The 18963-nt window shown below is 66.3% G+C and carries 15 protein-coding genes; 11 read left to right on the forward strand and 4 right to left on the reverse strand.

All coding sequences use genetic code 11. The features are described from left to right. Positions 1-26: 26 nt before the first annotated feature. Entirely contained in the window at positions 27-1238 is a 1212-nt protein-coding gene (locus tag HBF32_RS06185; RefSeq protein ID WP_166698834.1) for a serine hydrolase domain-containing protein, read from the forward strand. 58 nt (positions 1239-1296) lie between these two features. Here HBF32_RS06185 and HBF32_RS06190 read toward each other — a convergent pair whose 3' ends face one another. After that, positions 1297-2700, reverse strand: coding sequence for a class II fumarate hydratase (locus tag HBF32_RS06190; RefSeq protein ID WP_166698835.1), 1404 nt, complete (start codon positions 2698-2700; stop codon positions 1297-1299). 221 nt (positions 2701-2921) lie between these two features. Here HBF32_RS06190 and purB point away from each other — a divergent pair, with 221 nt between their 5' ends. From purB to pilH, 9 genes are all read left to right on the forward strand, one after another. Next, positions 2922-4289: an adenylosuccinate lyase gene (gene purB, locus HBF32_RS06195; RefSeq protein WP_166698836.1), complete on the forward strand. Its 1368-nt coding sequence runs from the start codon at positions 2922-2924 to the stop codon at positions 4287-4289. A 34-nt stretch (positions 4290-4323) separates the two neighbouring features. Beyond that, positions 4324-5526, forward strand: a complete 1203-nt coding sequence (locus HBF32_RS06200) for a cupin domain-containing protein (RefSeq protein WP_166698837.1) — start codon at positions 4324-4326, stop codon at positions 5524-5526. Continuing rightward, positions 5523-6017, forward strand: a complete 495-nt coding sequence (locus tag HBF32_RS06205; protein ID WP_166698838.1) for a DUF7931 domain-containing protein — start codon at positions 5523-5525, stop codon at positions 6015-6017. The genes HBF32_RS06200 and HBF32_RS06205 overlap by 4 nt, the downstream gene beginning before the upstream one ends. Before the next feature lie 130 nt (positions 6018-6147). Further along, positions 6148-8997 carry a 2-oxoglutarate dehydrogenase E1 component gene (locus tag HBF32_RS06210; protein WP_166698839.1) on the forward strand — a complete coding sequence of 950 codons (2850 nt, stop codon included), beginning with the start codon at positions 6148-6150 and terminating at the stop codon, positions 8995-8997. Positions 8998-9004: 7 nt separating this feature from the next. Continuing rightward, positions 9005-10216, forward strand: a complete 1212-nt coding sequence (gene odhB, locus HBF32_RS06215; protein ID WP_166698840.1) for a 2-oxoglutarate dehydrogenase complex dihydrolipoyllysine-residue succinyltransferase — start codon at positions 9005-9007, stop codon at positions 10214-10216. A gap of 109 nt (positions 10217-10325) precedes the next feature. Then, positions 10326-11753, forward strand: a complete 1428-nt coding sequence (gene lpdA / locus HBF32_RS06220; RefSeq protein WP_166698841.1) for a dihydrolipoyl dehydrogenase — start codon at positions 10326-10328, stop codon at positions 11751-11753. Positions 11754-11883: 130 nt separating this feature from the next. Then, positions 11884-12489: an LOG family protein gene (locus HBF32_RS06225; protein WP_166698842.1), complete on the forward strand. Its 606-nt coding sequence runs from the start codon at positions 11884-11886 to the stop codon at positions 12487-12489. After that, positions 12486-13478, forward strand: coding sequence for an acrylyl-CoA reductase family protein (locus tag HBF32_RS06230; RefSeq protein WP_166698843.1), 993 nt, complete (start codon positions 12486-12488; stop codon positions 13476-13478). Before HBF32_RS06225 ends, HBF32_RS06230 begins: the two co-directional genes overlap by 4 nt. Before the next feature lie 165 nt (positions 13479-13643). Then, positions 13644-14009: a twitching motility response regulator PilH gene (pilH, locus tag HBF32_RS06235; RefSeq protein WP_166698844.1), complete on the forward strand. Its 366-nt coding sequence runs from the start codon at positions 13644-13646 to the stop codon at positions 14007-14009. A gap of 95 nt (positions 14010-14104) precedes the next feature. Here the strand turns inward: pilH and HBF32_RS06240 are convergent, their stop codons facing one another. Both HBF32_RS06240 and HBF32_RS06245 read right to left on the reverse strand, forming a co-directional pair. Continuing rightward, entirely contained in the window at positions 14105-15013 is a 909-nt protein-coding gene (locus HBF32_RS06240; RefSeq protein WP_166698845.1) for a DnaJ C-terminal domain-containing protein, read from the reverse strand. A gap of 91 nt (positions 15014-15104) precedes the next feature. Next, positions 15105-15557 carry an Hsp20/alpha crystallin family protein gene (locus tag HBF32_RS06245; protein WP_166698846.1) on the reverse strand — a complete coding sequence of 151 codons (453 nt, stop codon included), beginning with the start codon at positions 15555-15557 and terminating at the stop codon, positions 15105-15107. A 161-nt stretch (positions 15558-15718) separates the two neighbouring features. Here HBF32_RS06245 and HBF32_RS06250 point away from each other — a divergent pair, with 161 nt between their 5' ends. Then, on the forward strand, positions 15719-16201 hold the full coding sequence (locus HBF32_RS06250; RefSeq protein ID WP_166698847.1) for a peroxiredoxin: 483 nt from the start codon (positions 15719-15721) through the stop codon (positions 16199-16201). 128 nt (positions 16202-16329) lie between these two features. Here HBF32_RS06250 and gyrA read toward each other — a convergent pair whose 3' ends face one another. Then, positions 16330-18957: a DNA gyrase subunit A gene (gene gyrA, locus HBF32_RS06255; RefSeq protein WP_166698848.1), complete on the reverse strand. Its 2628-nt coding sequence runs from the start codon at positions 18955-18957 to the stop codon at positions 16330-16332. Between the last annotated feature and the right edge of the window lie 6 nt (positions 18958-18963).

Genomic DNA, 18963 nt, shown 5'->3' on the forward strand with positions numbered 1-18963 from the left:
CGTCTTCCTTCAGGGGAGGACGCACGATGCTTCGCACGATGCTGTTGGGTTCGTTCCTGGTTCTCGCCATGCCGGCCGTCGCGACGGACGGTTCCCTGCTTCGCGGCGCAGCCCTCGACACAAGGGTTGCCTTCCTCATGAAGGAAGCGAAAGTCCCGGGCTTCGCCGTCGCGATCGTCGAGGATGGCAAGGTCGTCTCGGTGAAGGCCTACGGGAAGCGCGATGTGGAAAAAGACCTCCCGCTGACCACCGATACCGTGATGTATGCCGCCTCGCTCACGAAGGCCGCGTTCGCCTACGCCGCGATGTCGCTCGTCGACGAGGGCAAGCTCGACCTCGACCGCAGCATCGCGAAAGATCTTCCCAAGCCCCTGCCCGCTTACCCGAAATACGCCGATCTCGCCGGCGACGAACGCTGGCGGAAGCTCACACCGTCGATCCTGCTGAGCCACCGTTCGGGTTTCCCCAATTTCCGCTTCTGGCCGCCGGGGAAGGACTATGACCCGGACGGCAAGCTGTCCTTCTACTTCGATCCGGGAGCACGCTTCGGCTACTCCGGCGAAGGCATCAACCTGATGCAGTTCGTACTCGAGAACGGCAGGGGCATCGACGTGGGCGACCTGATGAAGGCACGCCTCTTCGAGCGCTACGGCATGACGCGCTCGGGCATGACCTGGCGCGACGACTTCGCGGAGAATGTCGCCATCGGTTACGACGAAGACGGCAAGCCGCTCGGTCACAAACGCCGCGAATCGGTGCGCGCGGCGGGTTCCATGGATACGACGATCGCCGACTACGCCCGGCTCCTGGCGGCGATGTCCCGCGGCGAGGGATTGAAGCCCGCCACTTATCGCACCTGGCTGAAGCCGGTGGTGAAAATCCATTCGGTGCGGCAGTTCCCGACCATCGGGCTGGCCGACTCCCGCGACAACGATTCGATTTCGCTGGGTTACGCGATGGGCGTGGGGACGTTCGAATCGCCGCGTGGCCCGGCGTTCTTCAAGGAAGGGCACGACGACGGCACGAACAACCTCTTCGTGTGCCTGGAACGGTCGAAGACCTGCGTGTTGATGATGAGCAACAGTTCGAACGGGGAGTCGATCTTCGCCTACCTGCTGGACGACGTCCTGGGGAAGACCTGTTTTCCCTGGTACTGGGCGAGCTATATCCCCTATGACCGCGCGGCGATGCGTCCGGAGCCGGTGTTGCCCGATCGGCATCCGGCTTGCCGGTTGTAAGCGCGTGAGCATGAACGGGTACCGACGCCCTGGATCCCGGCTGTCGCCGGGATGACGATCAGCCACCGCCACCGCCACCGCCACCGCCATGGATGCCGCCCTTGGTCAGGGCGGCGGGGTCCAGCAACTTCGCCAGCTCGGCCTTCGAAAGCCCGGTGGTTTCCAGCGCCACTTCCATGATCGGCCGCTTCTCCTTGTAAGCCTGCTTTGCCGTCGCCGCGCCCTTCTCGTAGCCGATCACGGGGTTGAGGGCCGTGACGAGGATGGGATTCTTGTCCAGCGCTTCGCGGATGTGTTCCTCGTTCACCTTGAACCCCGCGATCGCCTTATCGGCAAGCAACGTCGCGACGTTGGCGAGAATCTCGATCGACTGCAACAGGTTGTACGCGATCACGGGCAGCATCACGTTGAGCTGGAAGTTGCCCGATTGGCCGGCGACGGCGATCGTCGCGTCGTTGCCGATGACCTGGGCCGCGACCATCGCGGCCGCCTCCGGGATCACCGGGTTCACCTTCCCCGGCATGATCGAGGAGCCGGGTTGCAACGCGGGCAGTTCGATCTCGCCCAGTCCCGCGAGCGGACCGGAGTTCATCCAGCGCAGGTCATTGGCAATCTTCATCACGGCGACCGCGAGGGCGCGGAGCTGCCCCGACAGTTCCACCGGCGCATCCTGTGCGGCCATGCCCGCGAAGTAGTTGTCGGCCGATTCGAATGTCACGCCGGTGAGTTTCGAGAGTTCCGCGGCGACGGCCGGCCCGAACTTCGGATCGGCATTGATGCCGGTGCCCACGGCACTGCCGCCCTGTGGCAGGCGGCGCGTGCGTTTCAGCGTATCGGCGATACGCTCGGCGGCGTCGCGGATCTGCGCCGACCAGCCCGAGAGCTCCTGCCCGAAGGTGATCGGCATGGCATCCATCAGGTGGGTACGCCCCGTCTTCACCACCTTCTTCAGTTCCTTCGCCCGCCCGTCGATGACCTTGCGCAGCTGTTTCAGCGCCGGCAGCAGCTTCTCGCTGGTGGCCAGCGTGGCGCTCACGAGGATCGCGGTGGGGATCACATCGTTGGAGCTCTGGCCCGCATTGACGTGGTCGTTGGGGTGCACCTTCCGACCGGCCGCCGCGGCGAGATGGGAGATCACCTCGTTGGCATTCATGTTCGAACTGGTGCCTGACCCGGTCTGGAAGACGTCGATGGGAAAATGCTCGTCGACCTCGCCCGCGGCGACCCTGGCGGCGGCGTCGCGGATGGCCTTCGCCGAGACCTTGTCGAGGTGGCCCAGCTTCACGTTCGCCTCCGCCGCGGCCGACTTGATCAGGCCCAGGGCGCGGATGAACTCGCGCGGCATGGTCAGCCCCGACACCGGGAAGTTGTCCACGGCCCGTTGGGTCTGCGCCCCGTAGAGGGCCTTGGCGGGTACCTTCAACTCGCCCATGCTGTCGCGTTCGGTGCGGAACTTGCTCATTGCGGGGACTCCAGAGGGGGGATGCGCATACAGTAAAGCCGGACCCCCCGCTTTTGTAGGAGCCGCTATAGCGGCGAGGAAACCCGCCTCGCGGCTTCATGGCTTCACCGGCTTCCCACCGCTACGACGGCTCCTGCAAAGAGGAGCGCCAGCCGGCGGGGCAACCGTCCTCGGGGCCGCTATAATTGGGGATTACCCCGCTACGCCTTCAGGAACCCTCCATGTCCCACGCCACGCTGACCGCCCTCTCGCCGCTGGATGGCCGCTATGCCGCCAAGATGGAGTCGCTGCGTCCCATCTTCAGCGAATTCGGCCTCATGCACCGCCGGGTACACGTGGAGATCCACTGGCTGCTGGCCCTCGGCGCCCAGCCGGGCATCGTGGAGCTGCCGGCGTTCTCCGCCGACGCCGTGACCCGCCTGCTGGCCATCTCGAACGAGTTCTCCGTCGAGGACGGCGAACGCATCAAGGCCATCGAGGCCACCACCAACCACGACGTCAAGGCGGTCGAGTACTTCATCAAGGAGAAGATCGGCAGCGACCCGGCGCTGGCCCAGGCCAAGGAGTTCGTGCACTTCGCCTGCACCAGCGAGGACATCAACAACCTGGCCTATTCCCTGATGCTGCGGGACGCGCGCCACGAGGTGCTGCTGCCCGCGCTCGACCAGGTGATCGCGACGCTGCGCGGCCTCGCCCATGCCCATGCCGGTCTCCCGCTGCTTTCGCGCACGCACGGCCAGACCGCGTCGCCGAGCACCATGGGCAAGGAAATCGCCAATGTCGTCGCGCGCCTCGAGCGCCAGCGCCGCCAGCTTGTGGCCATCGAGATCCCGGGCAAGATCAACGGCGCCGTCGGCAACTACAACGCGCACGTTGTCTCGTATCCCGAAGTGGACTGGCCGGCGCTCGCCGCCAGCTTCGTGGACGGTCTCGGCCTCGTCTTCAATCCGTATACCACGCAGATCGAACCCCACGACGGCATCGCCGAATTCGCCGACGTGCTGCGCCGGATCAACATCATCCTCATCGACCTCGCCCGCGATATCTGGGGCTACATCTCGCTGGGCTACTTCCGCCAGGCGCTGAAGGCCGGCGAAGTCGGTTCGTCGACCATGCCGCACAAGGTCAACCCGATCGACTTCGAGAACGCCGAGGGCAACTTCGGCCTCGCCAACGCCCTGCTCGGCCACTTCGCCGAGAAGCTGCCGATCAGCCGCTGGCAGCGCGACCTCACCGACTCCACCGTTTTGCGCGCCCTCGGCACCGCCTTCGGTCACTCGCTGGTCGCGCTGGAGTCGCTCATGAAGGGTCTCGGCAAGCTCAACGTCAACGCGGAGCGCGTCGCGGCCGACCTCGACGCCAGCTGGGAAGTGCTCGCGGAAGCCGTGCAGACGGTGATGCGCCGCTACGGCCTGCCGGAACCGTACGAACAGCTGAAGGCGCTCACCCGCGGCCAGGGCATCACGAAGGACTCCATGCGCGCCTTCATCGCGGGCCTCGACCTGCCCGCCGACGCGAAGCAGGCGCTCGCCGAACTCACGCCGGGAAGCTATATCGGCCTGGCCGAGAAGCTTGCCAAGGCTGTTTGAGCAAGCCCCCTCCCACCGTCGTTATAGTCCCGACATGTCCATCCAGCCATCCAGCCGCAAACCCCTCGCCATCGAAGTGCGCGGCAGCGCCAGCCAGCCGCTCGGCATGAGCGCGGCACAGTTCCTGCGCGACTACTGGCAGAAGCGCCCGCTGCTGATCCGCAACGCCTTCCCCGACTTCCGGCCACCGATCGAGCCGAACGACCTCGCCGGTCTCGCCTGCGAAGAGGGCGTGCTTGCGCGCCTCATCGTGCATGACGAGAAGCGCGACCGCTGGACGGTGAAGAACGGCCCCTTCGAGGAAGCCGAATTCGGCAAGACCCCTAAGCGCGACTGGACCCTGCTGGTGCAGGACGTGGACAAGTGGGACCCCGACGTGGCCGGCCTGCTCGACCATTTCGCCTTCCTGCCCAGCTGGCGCCTCGACGACATCATGGTCTCCTACGCGGAAGACGGTGGCGGCGTGGGCGCCCATGTCGACCAGTACGATGTGTTCCTGCTGCAAGGCCTGGGCGAACGGCACTGGGCCATCAGCGACGATCCCGACGCGCCGCTGGACTTCCGCGACGACGTGGAACTCAAGCAGCTGAAAGTCTTCGAGCCGACCCACGAGTGGCTGCTCGAACCCGGCGACATGCTTTACCTGCCGCCCGGCGTGCCCCACGACGGCGTGGCCATCGGCGACTGCATGACTTTCTCCATCGGCATGCGCGCGCCCTCCCAGGCCGAGCTGACCGTCGATCTCTCGGACTTCCTCGCCGAACGCATGCCCGAGGAGCTGCGCTATACCGATCCGGACCTGGTTCCCGCCAGGCGCGCCGGCGAGATCGACGCGGCCGCGCTCAACCGCCTGCGCCAGGCCCTGCCCTTCGCCGCCGCGCTGGACCGCGACCTGCTCGCGGACTGGTTCGGCCGCTTCATCACCCGTTATCGCAACGCCCAGGTCGCCGCGGCACCGCCGAAGGCCACCACCGAGGCCGCCCTCGACAAAGCCATGGCCGCAGGCGCCACCCTGGTGCGCCACCCTTACGCGCGGGTCGCCTGGGTCAAAGGGAAGAAGGAAACCACGCTCTATGTGAGCGGCCAGGCATACGCATGCCCGCCCGAGCTGGCCGAGCGCCTCGCGGGAGCGCGCGAATTCGCCTTCGATCGCGCACCGAAGCCCGCCGAGAAGACCGTCCTCCTGGCCCTGATCAACGACGGCCACCTCGGCGTGCGCAAGAGTCGCCGGCGGTGACCGACCCGGCGGACATGCTGCTGACGGCCGACGACCGGGTTGGCCTCGAGGCCGCCCATGTCCGCCTGCTCGCCGGCGCCCGCCATCGGCTCTGTATCTACCTGCCTGCGCTGGAGCCCGGCCTGCTCGAGGGGGACGCGGCGCAGGCCGAGCTTCGCCGGATCGCGACGAGCGGCCGTCAGGCGCAGATCCGGGTCCTCACCCACGACGCCGAACGGGCCCACCGCGACGGACACCGGCTGCTGGCCCTCGCCCAGCGGCTGCCGACCGCCGTCGCCATCCGGGTTCCGACCGAGGAGGCGCATCTCCGCTACGGCTCGGCCTTCGTCACGGATCAGGCCGGTGGCTTTCTGTTCAGGCCCGTCGCCAGCCGTTACGACGCTCGCGGCGCCCTCGACGCCCCCGGTGAGACCTCTCGTCTCACGGCATATTTCGAGGAAGTCTGGGAGCGGGCCGAGCCCGCGTGGCAGATAAGACCACTCGGCATCTAAGGCAAATCGGAAACTGCGTTTTGGGTTGGCGCGGCGCAGCAGCACGGGGCTATAATTAACGGATTCTTATGCCGCAGGCAGTCCCCACGAGCCTCGCGGCGGCCCGTCCTTTTCGTGTGCCGGTGGTGACGTGAGCGCAAACCTGATCCGCGAGTTTTCCGAATCCTCCCAACTCGCCGGCGGCAACGCCGATTACGTAGAGCAAGTCTACGAAGCCTGGCTGGCCGATCCTGGCGCCGTCCCGGCCGAATGGGACAGCTATTTCAAAGGCTTCAAGGGCCGTGAGGCCGGCGACGTCGCCCACTCCGACGCCATCGCGCGCATCGAGGCGGCGCAGAAACAGCGCCGTGCCGCGGCCGCCGCGCCGGCCGGCCCCGCCGACAACGCCTATGCGCAGAAGCAGGCCGGCGTGCTCCGCCTGCTCACCGCCTACCGCTCGCGCGGCCATATCGCCGCCCAGCTCGATCCGCTCGGCCTGACCGTTCCGGACATCGAAACGCCCGACCTGGGCCTCGCCTTCCACGGCCTTTCCGACGCCGACCTCGACACCGAGTTCGACGCCGGCACCTTCGCCGGCGGCGGCCAGAGGATGAAGCTGCGCGACCTGCTCGCGAAGCTCAAGCAGATCTACACCGGTTCCGTCGGCACCGAGTTCATGTACATCTCCGACCACGACCAGCGCGCCTGGATCCACTCGCGGCTGGAACAGGCCGGCGGCTCGCCGGGTCTTGCAAAGGCCGAGAAGGTCCGCGTGCTCGAGGCGCTCACCGCCGCCGAGGGCCTGGAGCGTTACCTGCATACCAAGTACGTGGGCCAGAAGCGCTTCTCCCTCGAGGGTGGCGACAGCCTCATCCCGATGGTCGACGACATCGTCCGCGCCGCCGGCGACAACGGCGTCAAGGAAGTCGTGATCGGCATGGCCCACCGCGGCCGCCTCAACGTGCTGGTGAACATCCTCGGCAAGGCGCCCTCGCAACTCTTCAACGAGTTCGAAGGCAAGTTCGAGCACGACGACAGCCCGATCCATTCCGGCGACGTGAAGTACCACATGGGCTTCTCCGCCGACGTCAAGACGCCGAACGGCGGCGTGCACGTGGCGCTGGCGTTCAACCCGTCGCACCTCGAGATCGTGAATCCCGTGGTGGCCGGCTCGGTGCACGCGCGCCAGGCGCGCCGCCGCGATACCGCGCGCGACAAGTCGATCGCCGTGCTGATCCATGGCGACGCCGCCTTCGCGGGCCAGGGCGTCAACATGGAACTGATGCAGATGTCGCAGGCGCGCGGTTTCGCCATCGGCGGCACGCTGCACCTGGTGGTGAACAACCAGGTGGGCTTCACCACGTCCAAGCGCGAGGACGCCCGCTCCACGCTGTACTGCACCGACCTCGCCAAGATGGTGAATGCCCCGGTGTTCCACGTGAACGGCGACGACCCGGAAGCCGTGATCCAGGTCACCCGCCTGGCCTACGAATTCCGCAAGCGGTTCAAGAAGGACGTGGTGATCGACCTCGTGTGCTATCGGCGCCACGGCCATAACGAGGCCGACGAACCGGCGGCCACGCAGCCGCTGATGTACCAGATCATCCGCAAGCGCCCGACCACGCGCGACCTCTACGCGCAGCAGCTGGTGAAGCAGTCCGCCATCGGTGCCGACGACGGCCAGAAGATGCTCGACGATTACCGCGCGCGCCTCGAGAAGGGCGAGCCGCTGATCGCGATCGACCCGAACCCGGACCGCGACATCTCGGTGGACTGGACGCGCTTCCAGAAGAACAGCCTGTCGATGGAAGTCGACACCGGCGTGTCGCGCGAGACGATGGCCAAGGTGCTGGACGTGATCCTCGACGTTCCCGCCGACATCACCCTGCACTCGCGCGTCGCGAAGATCTACGAAGACCGCCGCAAGATGGCCGCCGGCGAACTTCCGGGCGACTGGGGCTTCGCCGAGAACCTCGCTTACGGCACGCTCATCGCCGAAGGCAACGACCTTCGCGTGGTGGGCCAGGACGCCGGCCGCGGCACGTTCTTCCACCGCCACGCGGTGCTGCACGACCAGAAGACCGGCAACACCCTGCTGCCGCTGTCGAAGGTGCGCGGGAACGCCCGCGTCGAGGTCATCGACTCGCTGCTCTCCGAAGAGGCCGTCATGGCCTTCGAGTACGGCGAAGCCACCACCTCGCCCGACCAGCTCACCATCTGGGAAGGCCAGTTCGGCGACTTCGCCAACGGCGCCCAGGTCGTGATCGACCAGTTCATCAGCTCCGGCGAAGCCAAGTGGGACCGTCTCTGCGGCCTCGCCCTGTTCCTGCCGCACGGCTACGAAGGCCAGGGCCCGGAGCACTCCTCCGCGCGCCTCGAGCGCTTCCTGCAGCTGTGCGCGCTGGACAACATGCAGGTGTGCGTGCCCACCACGCCCGCCCAGGCCTTCCACATGATCCGCCGGCAGCAGGTGCGCCCGGTGCGCAAGCCGCTGATCGTGATGACGCCGAAATCGCTGCTGCGCCACAAGCTGGCCGTGTCCACGCTGGACGAGCTGGCCACCGGCCACTTCCAGCTGGTGATCGGCGAGCACCGCGAGCTGCCGGCGAAGAAGGTGAAGCGCGTGGTGCTGTGCTCGGGCAAGGTCTACTACGACCTGCTCGAGGACGCCGAGAAGCGCGGCCTCAACGACGTCGCCATCGTGCGCGTCGAACAGCTCTACCCCTTCCCGCGCCCCGAAGTCACGGCCGAACTGGAAAAGTACCCTTCCGCCAAGGAAGTGGTGTGGTGCCAGGAAGAACCGATGAACCAGGGCGCCTGGTTCCAGATCCGTCACCACCTGCAGGCCTGCGTGGGTCCGAAGAACAGCCTGTCCTATGCGGGACGCGCTCGTTCGCCGGCACCGGCCGCGGGTCACCTCAACACCCATATCGCCGAACAGACGGCGCTCGTCGAACAGGCGCTGGTCGCGCCGGTCGGCACCGATCACGCAGCGGAGTAAGACAAGCATGTCCATCGAAGTCAAAGTCCCGGTCCTGCCCGAGTCGGTCTCCGACGCGCTCATCGCCACCTGGCACAAGAAAGCCGGCGAAGCCGTCAAGCGCGACGAGAACCTGCTCGACCTCGAGACCGACAAGGTCGTCCTCGAAGTCCCGGCGCCGGTCGACGGCGTACTGAAAGAGATCAAGTTCGAGGAAGGTTCCACCGTCACCAGCAACCAGGTGATCGCGGTGATCGAGGAAGGCGCCGCCGCTGCCGCGCCGGCTCCGGCCGCCGCCCCGGCCGCCGCCGAAGCGCCGAAGGCCGCCAAGGCCGAAGCGCCGGCCGCCCCGAAGGGCGTTGACGAACTCTCGCCGGCCGGCCGCCGCGTCGCCGTGGAAGAAAACATCGACCCGTCCAAGGTCGCCGGCACCGGCCGCGACGGCCGCGTGACCAAGGAAGACCTGGTCAACGCCGGCAAGGGCGCCGCCGCCCCGGCCGCGGCTCCGTCGGTCCCGGCCGCGAAGCCCACCCCGGGCAGCCGTCCGGAAGAGCGCGTGCCGATGACCCGCATCCGCACCCGCATCGCCGAGCGCCTGATGCAGTCGAAGAACTCCATCGCCATGCTCACCTCGTTCAACGAGGTGAACCTTGCCGAGGTGGTCAAGCTGCGCAAGGCCCTGGGCGAGCAGTTCGAGAAGGCCAACGGCGTGAAGCTGGGCTTCATGAGCTTCTTCGTGAAGGCCGCCACCGAGGCGCTGAAGCGCTACCCGGTGATCAACGCCTCGGTCGACGGCAACGACATCATCTACCACGGGTACCAGGACATCTCGATCGCCGTGTCGACCGACAAGGGCCTGGTCACGCCGGTGCTGCGCGACGTGCAGGACATGTCCTTCGCCGATGTCGAGAAGGGCATCATCGGTTACGCCAAGAAGGCGCGCGACGGCAAGCTGGGCCTGGACGACCTCCAGGGCGGCACCTTCACGATCACCAACGGCGGCACCTTCGGCTCGCTGCTCTCCACCCCCATCGTGAACCCGCCGCAGAGCGCCATCCTGGGCATGCACACGATCAAGGAGCGCCCGGTCGTCGAGAACGGCCAGGTGGTGGCCGCCCCGATGATGTACATCGCCCTGTCCTACGACCACCGGATCATCGACGGCCGCGATGCCGTGCTGTTCCTGGTCGACATCAAGAACCAGCTGGAAAACCCGCAGCGGATGCTGCTCGGCCTGTAATGGGCGTTTGATGGCAAATGTGAACACGGGAGTCGAAAGACTCCCGTTTTCATGTTTCCGCCCCCATATACGCGGTAACAGATACCGCCGTTCCATCGGAGCTAAGCAAATGAGCGACAAGTTCGACGTCATCGTCATCGGTGCCGGCCCCGCGGGCTATGTGGCCGCGATCCGCGCCGCGCAGCTGGGCCTGAAGACCGCCGTGGTCGACGCCTTCGTCGGCAAGGACGGCAAGGCGGCCCTGGGCGGCACCTGCCTCAACGTGGGTTGCATTCCGTCCAAGGCGCTGCTGGATTCCTCCAAGCAGTTCCACAACCTCACGCACAACTTCAAGGATCACGGCATCACCGCCGAGAACCCGAAGATCGACGTCGGCACGTTCATTGGCCGCAAGGACAAGATCGTCAAGCAGTTCACCGGCGGCGTGACCATGCTGTTCAAGGCGAACAAGATCACTTCGTTCTTCGGCAAGGGCAAGCTGCTGAAGGGCAACCAGGTCGAAATCACGGGCAATGACGGCGCGGTGCAGACCCTCTCGGCCACGAACGTCATCCTGGCCTCGGGCTCGGTGCCCATCGAACTGCCGTTCGCGAAGTTCGACGGCAAGCACATCATCGACAACACCGGCGCGCTGGACCTCACCGCGGTGCCGAAGCGCATGGGCGTGATCGGCGCCGGCGTCATCGGCCTGGAGCTGGGCAGCGTGTGGAAGCGCCTCGGCGCCGAGGTCACGGTGCTGGAAGCCCTGCCGAAGTTCCTCCAGGTCGCCGACCAGGACATCGCCAAGATGGCCGCGCGCGAATTCGCCAAGCAGGGCCTCGACATCAAGGTCAATGCCAAGGTCACCTCCGCCGAGGTCAAGGGCGACGAAGTCCATGTCGGCTACACCGACAAGGACGGCGCCGCGCAGACCCTCGTCGTCGACAAGCTGCTGGTGGCCGTGGGCCGCCGCGCCTACACCGCCGGCCTGTTGGCCGACGATACGGGCGTGAAGCTCGACGAGCGCGGCCGCATTGTGGTCGACGAGCACAACCACACCGGCGTCGATGGCGTCTGGGCGATCGGCGACGCCGTGCGCGGCCCGATGCTCGCGCACAAGGGCTCCGAGGAAGGCGTGATGGTCGCCGAGCTGATCGCCGGCAAGCCGGGCCATGTCAATCTGGACACCGTGCCCTGGGTCATCTACACCGAGCCGGAAATCGCCTGGGTCGGCAAGACCGAAGAACAGCTGAAGGAAGAAGGCATCCCCTATAAGACGGGCGCCTTCCCCTTCGCCGCCAACGGCCGCGCCGTGGCCATGAACGAAGGCATCGGCCAGGTGAAGATGATCGCCCACGCCGAAACCGATCGTATCCTCGGCGTGCACATGGTCGGCCCGGTCGTCTCCGAGCTGATCCACGAGTGCGTGGTGGCAATGGAATTCAAGGGCTCGTCCGAGGACCTCGCCCGCATCGTCCACGCCCATCCGGCCCTGTCGGAAGTGGTGCACGAGGCGGCGCTCTCGGTCGACAAGCGCGCCATCCACAAGGGCAACTGATCGCCCTTTGCCTGTAGGAGCCGCTATAGCGGCGAGAAGCCTACGGAAGCACTGAAGCGGTGAGGCACATTCCCCTCGCCGCTGTAGCGGCTCCTACAGCATGGCAGCCGCACGACCTGGAGACTGCGGCATGCGAGACATCACATCCCTCTGCGTCTACTGCGGTTCCAGCAGCGGTTCGCATCCGGCCTACGCCGAGGCTGCCCGTGCCTTCGGCACGCGCATGGCGAAGGAAGGCATCACCCTCGTCTACGGCGGCGGCAAGGTCGGACTCATGGGTACCGTGGCCGACGCGGTGCTCGCCGCCGGGGGCAGGGCCATCGGCGTGATCCCGCGACAGCTCGTCGAGAAGGAAGTGGCCCATACCGGCCTGTCCGAGCTGCAGGTGGTCGAGACCATGCACGAGCGCAAGACGCGCATGTATGAACTGTCCGACGCCTTCGTCGCCCTGCCCGGCGGTTTCGGCACCATGGACGAGATGTTCGAGATGCTTACCTGGGCGCAGCTCGGTCTGCACGGCTACCCCTGTGCCTACCTCGACGTGCGCGGCTTCTACCGGAACCTCGCGGCGACGATGGATCACATGGTGTCCGAGGGCTTCGTCAAGGCGACACAGCGCGAGCAGGTGTGGTTCGGCGAGGACATCGATGCGCTGTTCGAGTGGATGACGAACTTCGAATCCACCTTCACGCCGAAGTGGATCACGGCCAGCTCGGTCGACGGGACGCCCGCATGACGTCGTTCCGCGCTTTCCGCATCCACCAGGACGACGCCGGCTACCGCGCAGGCATCGAGACCATGGATACCGAAGCCTTGTCGCCCGGCGAGGTGCTCGTGCGCGCCGAGTGGTCCTCGGTGAACTACAAGGACGCGCTCGCCGGAACCGGCAAGGGCAAGATCCTGCGCAGCTTTCCCTTGAACGGCGGCATCGACGTGGCCGGTACCGTGGTCGCGTCCACCGACCCCTCCTTCAAGGAGGGCGACAAGGTACTCGCCACGGGCAGCGGCCTCTCGGAAACACGCGACGGCGGCTACGGCGAATACGTGCGCCTGCCGGCCGCGTGGACGATCGCCCTGCCCGCCACGCTCACGACCCGCGAAGCGATGATCGTCGGTACCGCGGGCTTCACGGCGGCATTGGCGCTCCTGCGCATGACCGAGAACCGCCAGGCGCCCTCGCAGGGACCCATCGCGATCACGGGCGCCACGGGCGGCGTGGGCATGCTCGGCATCGACATCTTCAGCCGGGCCGGCTACGAAGTGCACGCCATCAGCGGCAAGCCCGACCGCTTCGACTTCCTCCGCAACATCGGCGCCAGCGAGTGCGTCGACCGCCACCAGCTCGTCTTCAGCGGCCGGCCCATGGATTCCGCGAAATACGGCGGCCTCCTCGACAACGTCGGCGGCAAGACGCTCGCCGGTTTCCTGCCGCTGATCGCCCCTTACGGCAATGCCGCCATCTGTGGCCTGGCGGGCAGCCCTGAGCTGGCCACGACGGTCATGCCCTTCATCATCCGCGGCGTCAGCGTGCTGGGGATCGCCTCGGCGGGCACGGCGCGCGATGTGCGCGATGAAGTCTGGCGTCGGCTCTCCGGCGACTGGAAGCCACGCCACCTCGACACCATCTGCACGAAGGAAGTGGCACTGGAGGACGTGGCGAGCGTGTTCGGGACGATGCTCGAAGGCGGATCCTTCGGTCGCACGATCGTCCGCATAGGCGGCTAGCCACCCGTAGGTGCTTGCTTTGGCAGGTACTTATCGTGCCACCATTGATACACGCGCGGTGCCCGGTAGAATGGCGCTTCGCCAAAGGCGCCACGCGCGACGTTTTTTCGTCACCGCGGTTTGAATTTTAAGGACAACATCGGGCACCGCCCCGGGGGAAAGTGAATGGCTCGCATCCTGATCGTCGACGATTCGCCGTCGCAGCTGCTGGGAATCAAGCGCATCGTCGAGAAGCTCGGCCATGAGGCCCTCACGGCCGAGGACGGTGCGGCGGGCGTCGAGGCGGCCAAGAAAGAGCTGCCCGACCTGATCCTGATGGATGTCGTGATGCCGAACCTCAACGGCTTCCAGGCCACGCGCACGATCAGCAAGGAAGAGACGACGAAACACATTCCCATCATCCTGGTGACGACGAAGGACCAGGACACCGACAAGGTATGGGGCCTGCGCCAGGGAGCGAAGGCTTATGTGGTGAAGCCGATCAAGGAAGACGAACTGGTCGCGGCTTTGAAGGAACACCTGCCCGGCTGAACGGCTCGAAGGGCCGCTGTGGGAGCCGCTTCAGCGGCGATCCCGCGGCAGCGGGCCAGGTTGCCGCAAGTCGGAAGCGGCTCCCACGGAATGTCTCACCCCCGCCGCGGATCGAACCCCGCGAACGCATCCTTGAACTCGGCATAGGCCGCCTGCTCCTCGTGCGTCTCCGGCACGGGCACGCGGATTTCCAGCACCACGATCTGGTCGCCCGGTTCCGATCCCGGCAATCCCCGTCCCTTGAGGCGCAGCTTCCGCCCTGACTGCGAACCGGCGGGAATCCGCAGGTCCACGTGCCCGCCGAGCGTCGGCACGGGCACTGTGGCACCGAGGGCCGCCTCCCAGGGCGCGATCGGCAGCACGTGGGTTACCGTGCGCCCGTCAAGGCGGAACCGTGCGTCGTCGCGGATGCCGATTTCCAGCAGAAGGTCGCCCGAGGGGCCGCCGCCCGCACCCGGGTGACCCTGCCCGCCCAGGCGGATGGTCTGGCCGGACGTGATGCCGGCCGGAATCTTCACCTCGAGCACGCGTTCGCCACCCGACGCGTCGTTGAGCACCACGCGGGTCTTGCCGCCGTAGTAGGCGGTCTGCAGGTCGGTCTCGATCTTTGCCTGGATGTCGCGCCCGCGCCGGGCCTGTTGCTGCCCACGCGCCCGGCCGCCGCCGCCGAACAGGCTCTCGAAGAAGTCGCTGAAGTCGCCGCCTCCGCGGCCGCCCATGTCGCCGAAGTCGAAACCGCCGCCCTGCCCCCATCCCGGCGGCGGACGGAACTGCTCGCCCTGGCGGTAGCCGCCGGCGCGGAACTGGTCGTAGGCACGGCGCTTTTCGGGGTCTTTCAAGGCCTCGTTGGCCTCGTTGACCGCCTTGAACTTCTCCTCCGCACCCGGCTCCTTGTTCTTGTCCGGGTGATACTTGCGCGCAAGCTTGCGGTACGCCGCCTTGATCTCGGCGTCGGTCGCGTCCGGCTTGACGCCCAATGTCTCGTAGTAATCCTTGAACTCCACAGGCTCTCCCGGGCTTGTGTCGAAAATCCCAAATGAAACGCCCGCGGTGGACAGCGTCCACCGCGGGCCAGACCTGCAAGCTTAGGCCGTTTTAGCCCGCAGCGTTAATCTCGATGCGGCGCGGCGCGCTTTCGGCCTTCTTCGGGATGGCGATTTCCAGCACGCCATGGCTTCCCGAAGCGGTGATGCCGTCGGCGTCGGCGCTCTCCGGCAGCGTGAAGCTGCGCTTGAACGCACCCGCCACGCGCTCGACGCGGCTGAACTTGCCCTCGGCCTCGCCGGCGAACGCCTTGCGCTCGCCCTTGATGCTGAGCACGTTCTTGTCCATCTGGATCTCGATATCGGACAGGTTCACCCCCGGCACGTCGGCCAGGATCAGGAAGCGGCCGGCTTCCTCGCGAATGTCCACCCGGGGTGCCCAGGCGGTATCGGAACCCGTGGCCGGCGCGGCGATGTCGCCGCCGAAGAAATGCTCGAAGACACGGTTGACGTCGCCGCCGAACAGCGGCGCACGGCGAAACGAAACCTGACGAAGCTGGCTCATCTGTTTGACTCCCATGAAGTTTTCCGGCCCCGTGGCCGTCTGGCAACAAACATATGAGCGCCCGGCAGCGATTCAAGAGGGAGGCCTTTCCGGTTGCCTTGGCTTCAGGTCCGGACCTTCACGTACACTCGGGTTTTCCCCTTTCCCACAAGGCATTCCCCATGACCATCGCCGTTGGCGACACCCTTCCGGAAGCGACCCTCGCCGTGTTCGACGGCGGCATCAAGACCGTGACGAGCACCGATGTGCTGGGCCGCGGCAAGGTCGTGCTGTTCGCCGTGCCGGGGGCCTTCACGCCTACCTGCTCGAACAAGCACCTGCCGGGCTTCATGCAGCACATGGAAGATTTCCGCGAGCGCGGGGTCACGGTGGCCTGCATGTCGGTGAACGATGCTTTCGTCATGCATGCGTGGGCCGATTCGCAGGGCGTGCCCGCCGACCTGCTGATGCTGGCCGACGGCAATGCCACCTTTGCGCAGGCGCTCGGCCTCGAACTCGACGGCACGAAGAACGGCATGGGCATTCGCGCGAAGCGCTTCGCGCTTTACGCGGAAGACGGCGTGGTGAAGATCCTGCATGTGGAGGCACCGGGCGAATTCCGCGTATCGACGGCGGAGGCGATGCTGGAAGCCATCGACGCCTGACGGACTTCGGTGTTGTAGGAGCCGCTATAGCGGCGAGAGCAATCTCGCGGCCACACGGCAAGATTTTCTCGCCGCTATAGCGGCTCCTACAGAAAAAAAACCCCGCAATTCCTTGCGGGGTTTTCTTTTTAAGCTTCGGGCTCGTCGCCGTCACCCACTGGGCCGCTCTCGATCGGCGGCATGTCGGCGGCGGCTTCACCGTCGGGCGCTTCACCGTCGCCCTCCAGCTCTTCCTCGGCGTCCACGCGAACCACGCCGATCAGCGTTTCTTCCTTGGGCAGCTTGATCAGGGTGACGCCCTGCGTGTTGCGGCTGAGCTGCGACACTTCGGAGACACGCGTCCGCACCAGCGTACCCTGGTCAGAGATCAGCATGAGCTGCTGCGCTTCGGTGACCTGCGCGGCGGACACAAGATTGCCGTTGCGTTCCGAGCACTGGATGGCGATGACGCCCTGCGTGCCGCGGCCCTTCTTCGGGAACTCCTCCAGCGCCGTGCGCTTGCCGTAGCCGCGCGCCGTGGCGGTGAGGATGTCGCCATCGCCCGAGGCCACGATCAACGAGACGACCTCCGCATCGTCGGCGAGGCGCATGCCGCGCACGCCGGTGGCGGTACGGCCCATCGAACGCACGCTGCCCTCGTCGAAGCGCACGGACTTGCCGTTCGAGGCGAACAGGAGGACATCGCTTTCGCCGTCGGTCATGGCGACGTCGACCAGCGCATCGCCTTCCTCGAGATTGATGGCGGCCTTGCCCTTCTGCAGCTGGAAGGCGAACTCGGTGAGCGGCGTCTTCTTGACCGTGCCCTGACGGGTGGCGAAGAACACGAAGCAGTTCGGGTCGTAGTCGCGTACCGGCAGCAGGGCCTGCACCTTCTCGCCCTCGGCCAGCGGCAGCAGGTTCACGATGGGCTTGCCACGCGCGCCCGGGCCGGCTTCCGGCATCTGGTACACCTTGAGCCAATAGACGCGGCCGGTGCTGGTGAAGGTGAGCAGCGTGTCGTGGGTGTTCACCACCCACAGCATCTGCACGACGTCCTCGTCCTTCAGTGCGGAGGCCGAGCGGCCCTTGCCGCCGCGGCGCTGGGCGCGATAAAGACTGGCCGGCTGGCGCTTGACGTAGCCCGTGTGGGACAGCGTGACCACGACGTCTTCCGGCGCGATCAGGTCGAGGACATTGAGGTCTTCCTGCGAATGCTGGATCTCGGTACGGCGCGCATCGCCGTAGTCCGTGCGGATCTGTTCCAGCTCCTCGCGGATGACTTCGAGCAGGCGGTTCGGATTCTCAAGGATCTCGATGAGGCCACGGATCGTTTCGAGGATCTGGCGGTACTCGTCGGAAAGCTTTTCCTGCTCCAGGCCGGTGAGGCGATGCAGGCGCATCTGCAGGATTTCGGTGGCCTGGGCTTCGGACAGCTGGTAGCCGTCTTCACGCAGGCCGTCGCGCGGGTCCATGTCTTCCGGACGCGATGCCGCCGCGCCGCTGGCGGCCAGCAGCGCCTTTACCAGGCCCGGCTCCCAGCGTCGCGCGACCATGCGCTCACGGGCCTCGGCCGCCGAAGTGGACGTGCGGATCAGCTCGATCATCTCGTCGATGTTGGCGAGCGCGACGGTGAGGCCTTCGAGGATGTGGGCGCGCTGGCGTGCCTTGCGCAGCTCGAAGATGGTGCGACGGGTGACGACCTCGCGGCGATGGCGGATGAAGGCCTCGAGGATGTCCTTGAGGTTCAGCAGCTTCGGCTGGCCGTCCAGCAGCGCCACCATGTTGATGCCGAAGGTGACCTGCAGCTGGGTCTGCTGGAACAGGTTGTTCAACACCACGTCGGCCATGGCGTCGCGGCGGATCTCGATGACCACGCGCATGCCGTCCTTGTCGGACTCGTCGCGCAGCTCGCTGATGCCCTCGATCTTCTTTTCCTTGACCAGTTCGGCGATCTTTTCGATCAGACGCGCCTTGTTCACCTGGTAAGGCAGCTCGTGGACGATGATCGTCTCGCGACCGTTGGCTTCGGTCTCGATTTCGGTGCGCGCACGCACGAGGATGCGCCCACGTCCGGTGCGATAGGCCTCGACGATGCCGGAGGAGCCGTTGATGATGCCCGCGGTCGGGAAGTCCGGCCCCGGGATGTGGGTCATGAGGTCGTCGACGCCGAGCGACGGCTCCTCGATCAAGGCCAGCGTGGCGTTGATCACCTCGGTCATGTTGTGCGGCGGGATGTTCGTCGCCATACCCACCGCGATGCCGGCGGAACCGTTGACGAGCAGATTCGGCACACGGGTGGGCAGCACCAGCGGCTCGTGTTCGCTTTCGTCGTAGTTCGGCCCGAAGTCGACGGTTTCCTTGTCGATGTCGGCCATCAGTTCGTGGGTGAGGCGCGCCATGCGCACCTCGGTGTATCGCATGGCCGCCGCGTTGTCGCCGTCCACCGAACCGAAGTTGCCCTGGCCGTCGACCAGCATGTAACGCAGCGAGAAAGGCTGCGCCATGCGGACGATGGTGTCGTACACCGAGGCATCGCCGTGCGGATGGTATTTACCGATGACGTCGCCGACCACGCGGGCCGACTTCTTGTAAGGCTTGTTCCAGGCGTTGCCCAGCTCGTTCATCGCGAAAAGCACGCGTCGATGGACGGGCTTCAGGCCGTCGCGCACATCGGGCAGCGCACGGCCCACGATCACGCTCATGGCGTAGTCGAGATAGCTCTGGCGCATCTCGTCTTCGATGTTGACGCGGATGACTTCTTTGGCGAGTTCTGCCATCAATCG

Source organism: Luteibacter yeojuensis, from assembly GCF_011742875.1.
GTDB classification, from domain to species: Bacteria; Pseudomonadota; Gammaproteobacteria; order Xanthomonadales; family Rhodanobacteraceae; genus Luteibacter; species Luteibacter yeojuensis.

Bases quoted from the DNA above. Each gene is read 5' to 3' on its own strand.
- HBF32_RS06245 (WP_166698846.1), bottom strand. From the start codon at position 15,557: ATGAGCCAGCTTCGTCAGGTTTCGTTTCGCCGTGCGCCGCTGTTCGGC.
- HBF32_RS06200 (WP_166698837.1), top strand. From the start codon at position 4,324: ATGTCCATCCAGCCATCCAGCCGCAAACCCCTCGCCATCGAAGTGCGC.
- HBF32_RS06230 (WP_166698843.1), top strand. From the start codon at position 12,486: ATGACGTCGTTCCGCGCTTTCCGCATCCACCAGGACGACGCCGGCTAC.
- HBF32_RS06250 (WP_166698847.1), top strand. From the start codon at position 15,719: ATGACCATCGCCGTTGGCGACACCCTTCCGGAAGCGACCCTCGCCGTG.
- purB (WP_166698836.1), top strand. From the start codon at position 2,922: ATGTCCCACGCCACGCTGACCGCCCTCTCGCCGCTGGATGGCCGCTAT.
- odhB (WP_166698840.1), top strand. From the start codon at position 9,005: ATGTCCATCGAAGTCAAAGTCCCGGTCCTGCCCGAGTCGGTCTCCGAC.
- lpdA (WP_166698841.1), top strand. From the start codon at position 10,326: ATGAGCGACAAGTTCGACGTCATCGTCATCGGTGCCGGCCCCGCGGGC.
- HBF32_RS06225 (WP_166698842.1), top strand. From the start codon at position 11,884: ATGCGAGACATCACATCCCTCTGCGTCTACTGCGGTTCCAGCAGCGGT.
- HBF32_RS06185 (WP_166698834.1), top strand. From the start codon at position 27: ATGCTTCGCACGATGCTGTTGGGTTCGTTCCTGGTTCTCGCCATGCCG.
- HBF32_RS06190 (WP_166698835.1), bottom strand. From the start codon at position 2,700: ATGAGCAAGTTCCGCACCGAACGCGACAGCATGGGCGAGTTGAAGGTA.
- gyrA (WP_166698848.1), bottom strand. From the start codon at position 18,957: ATGGCAGAACTCGCCAAAGAAGTCATCCGCGTCAACATCGAAGACGAG.
- pilH (WP_166698844.1), top strand. From the start codon at position 13,644: ATGGCTCGCATCCTGATCGTCGACGATTCGCCGTCGCAGCTGCTGGGA.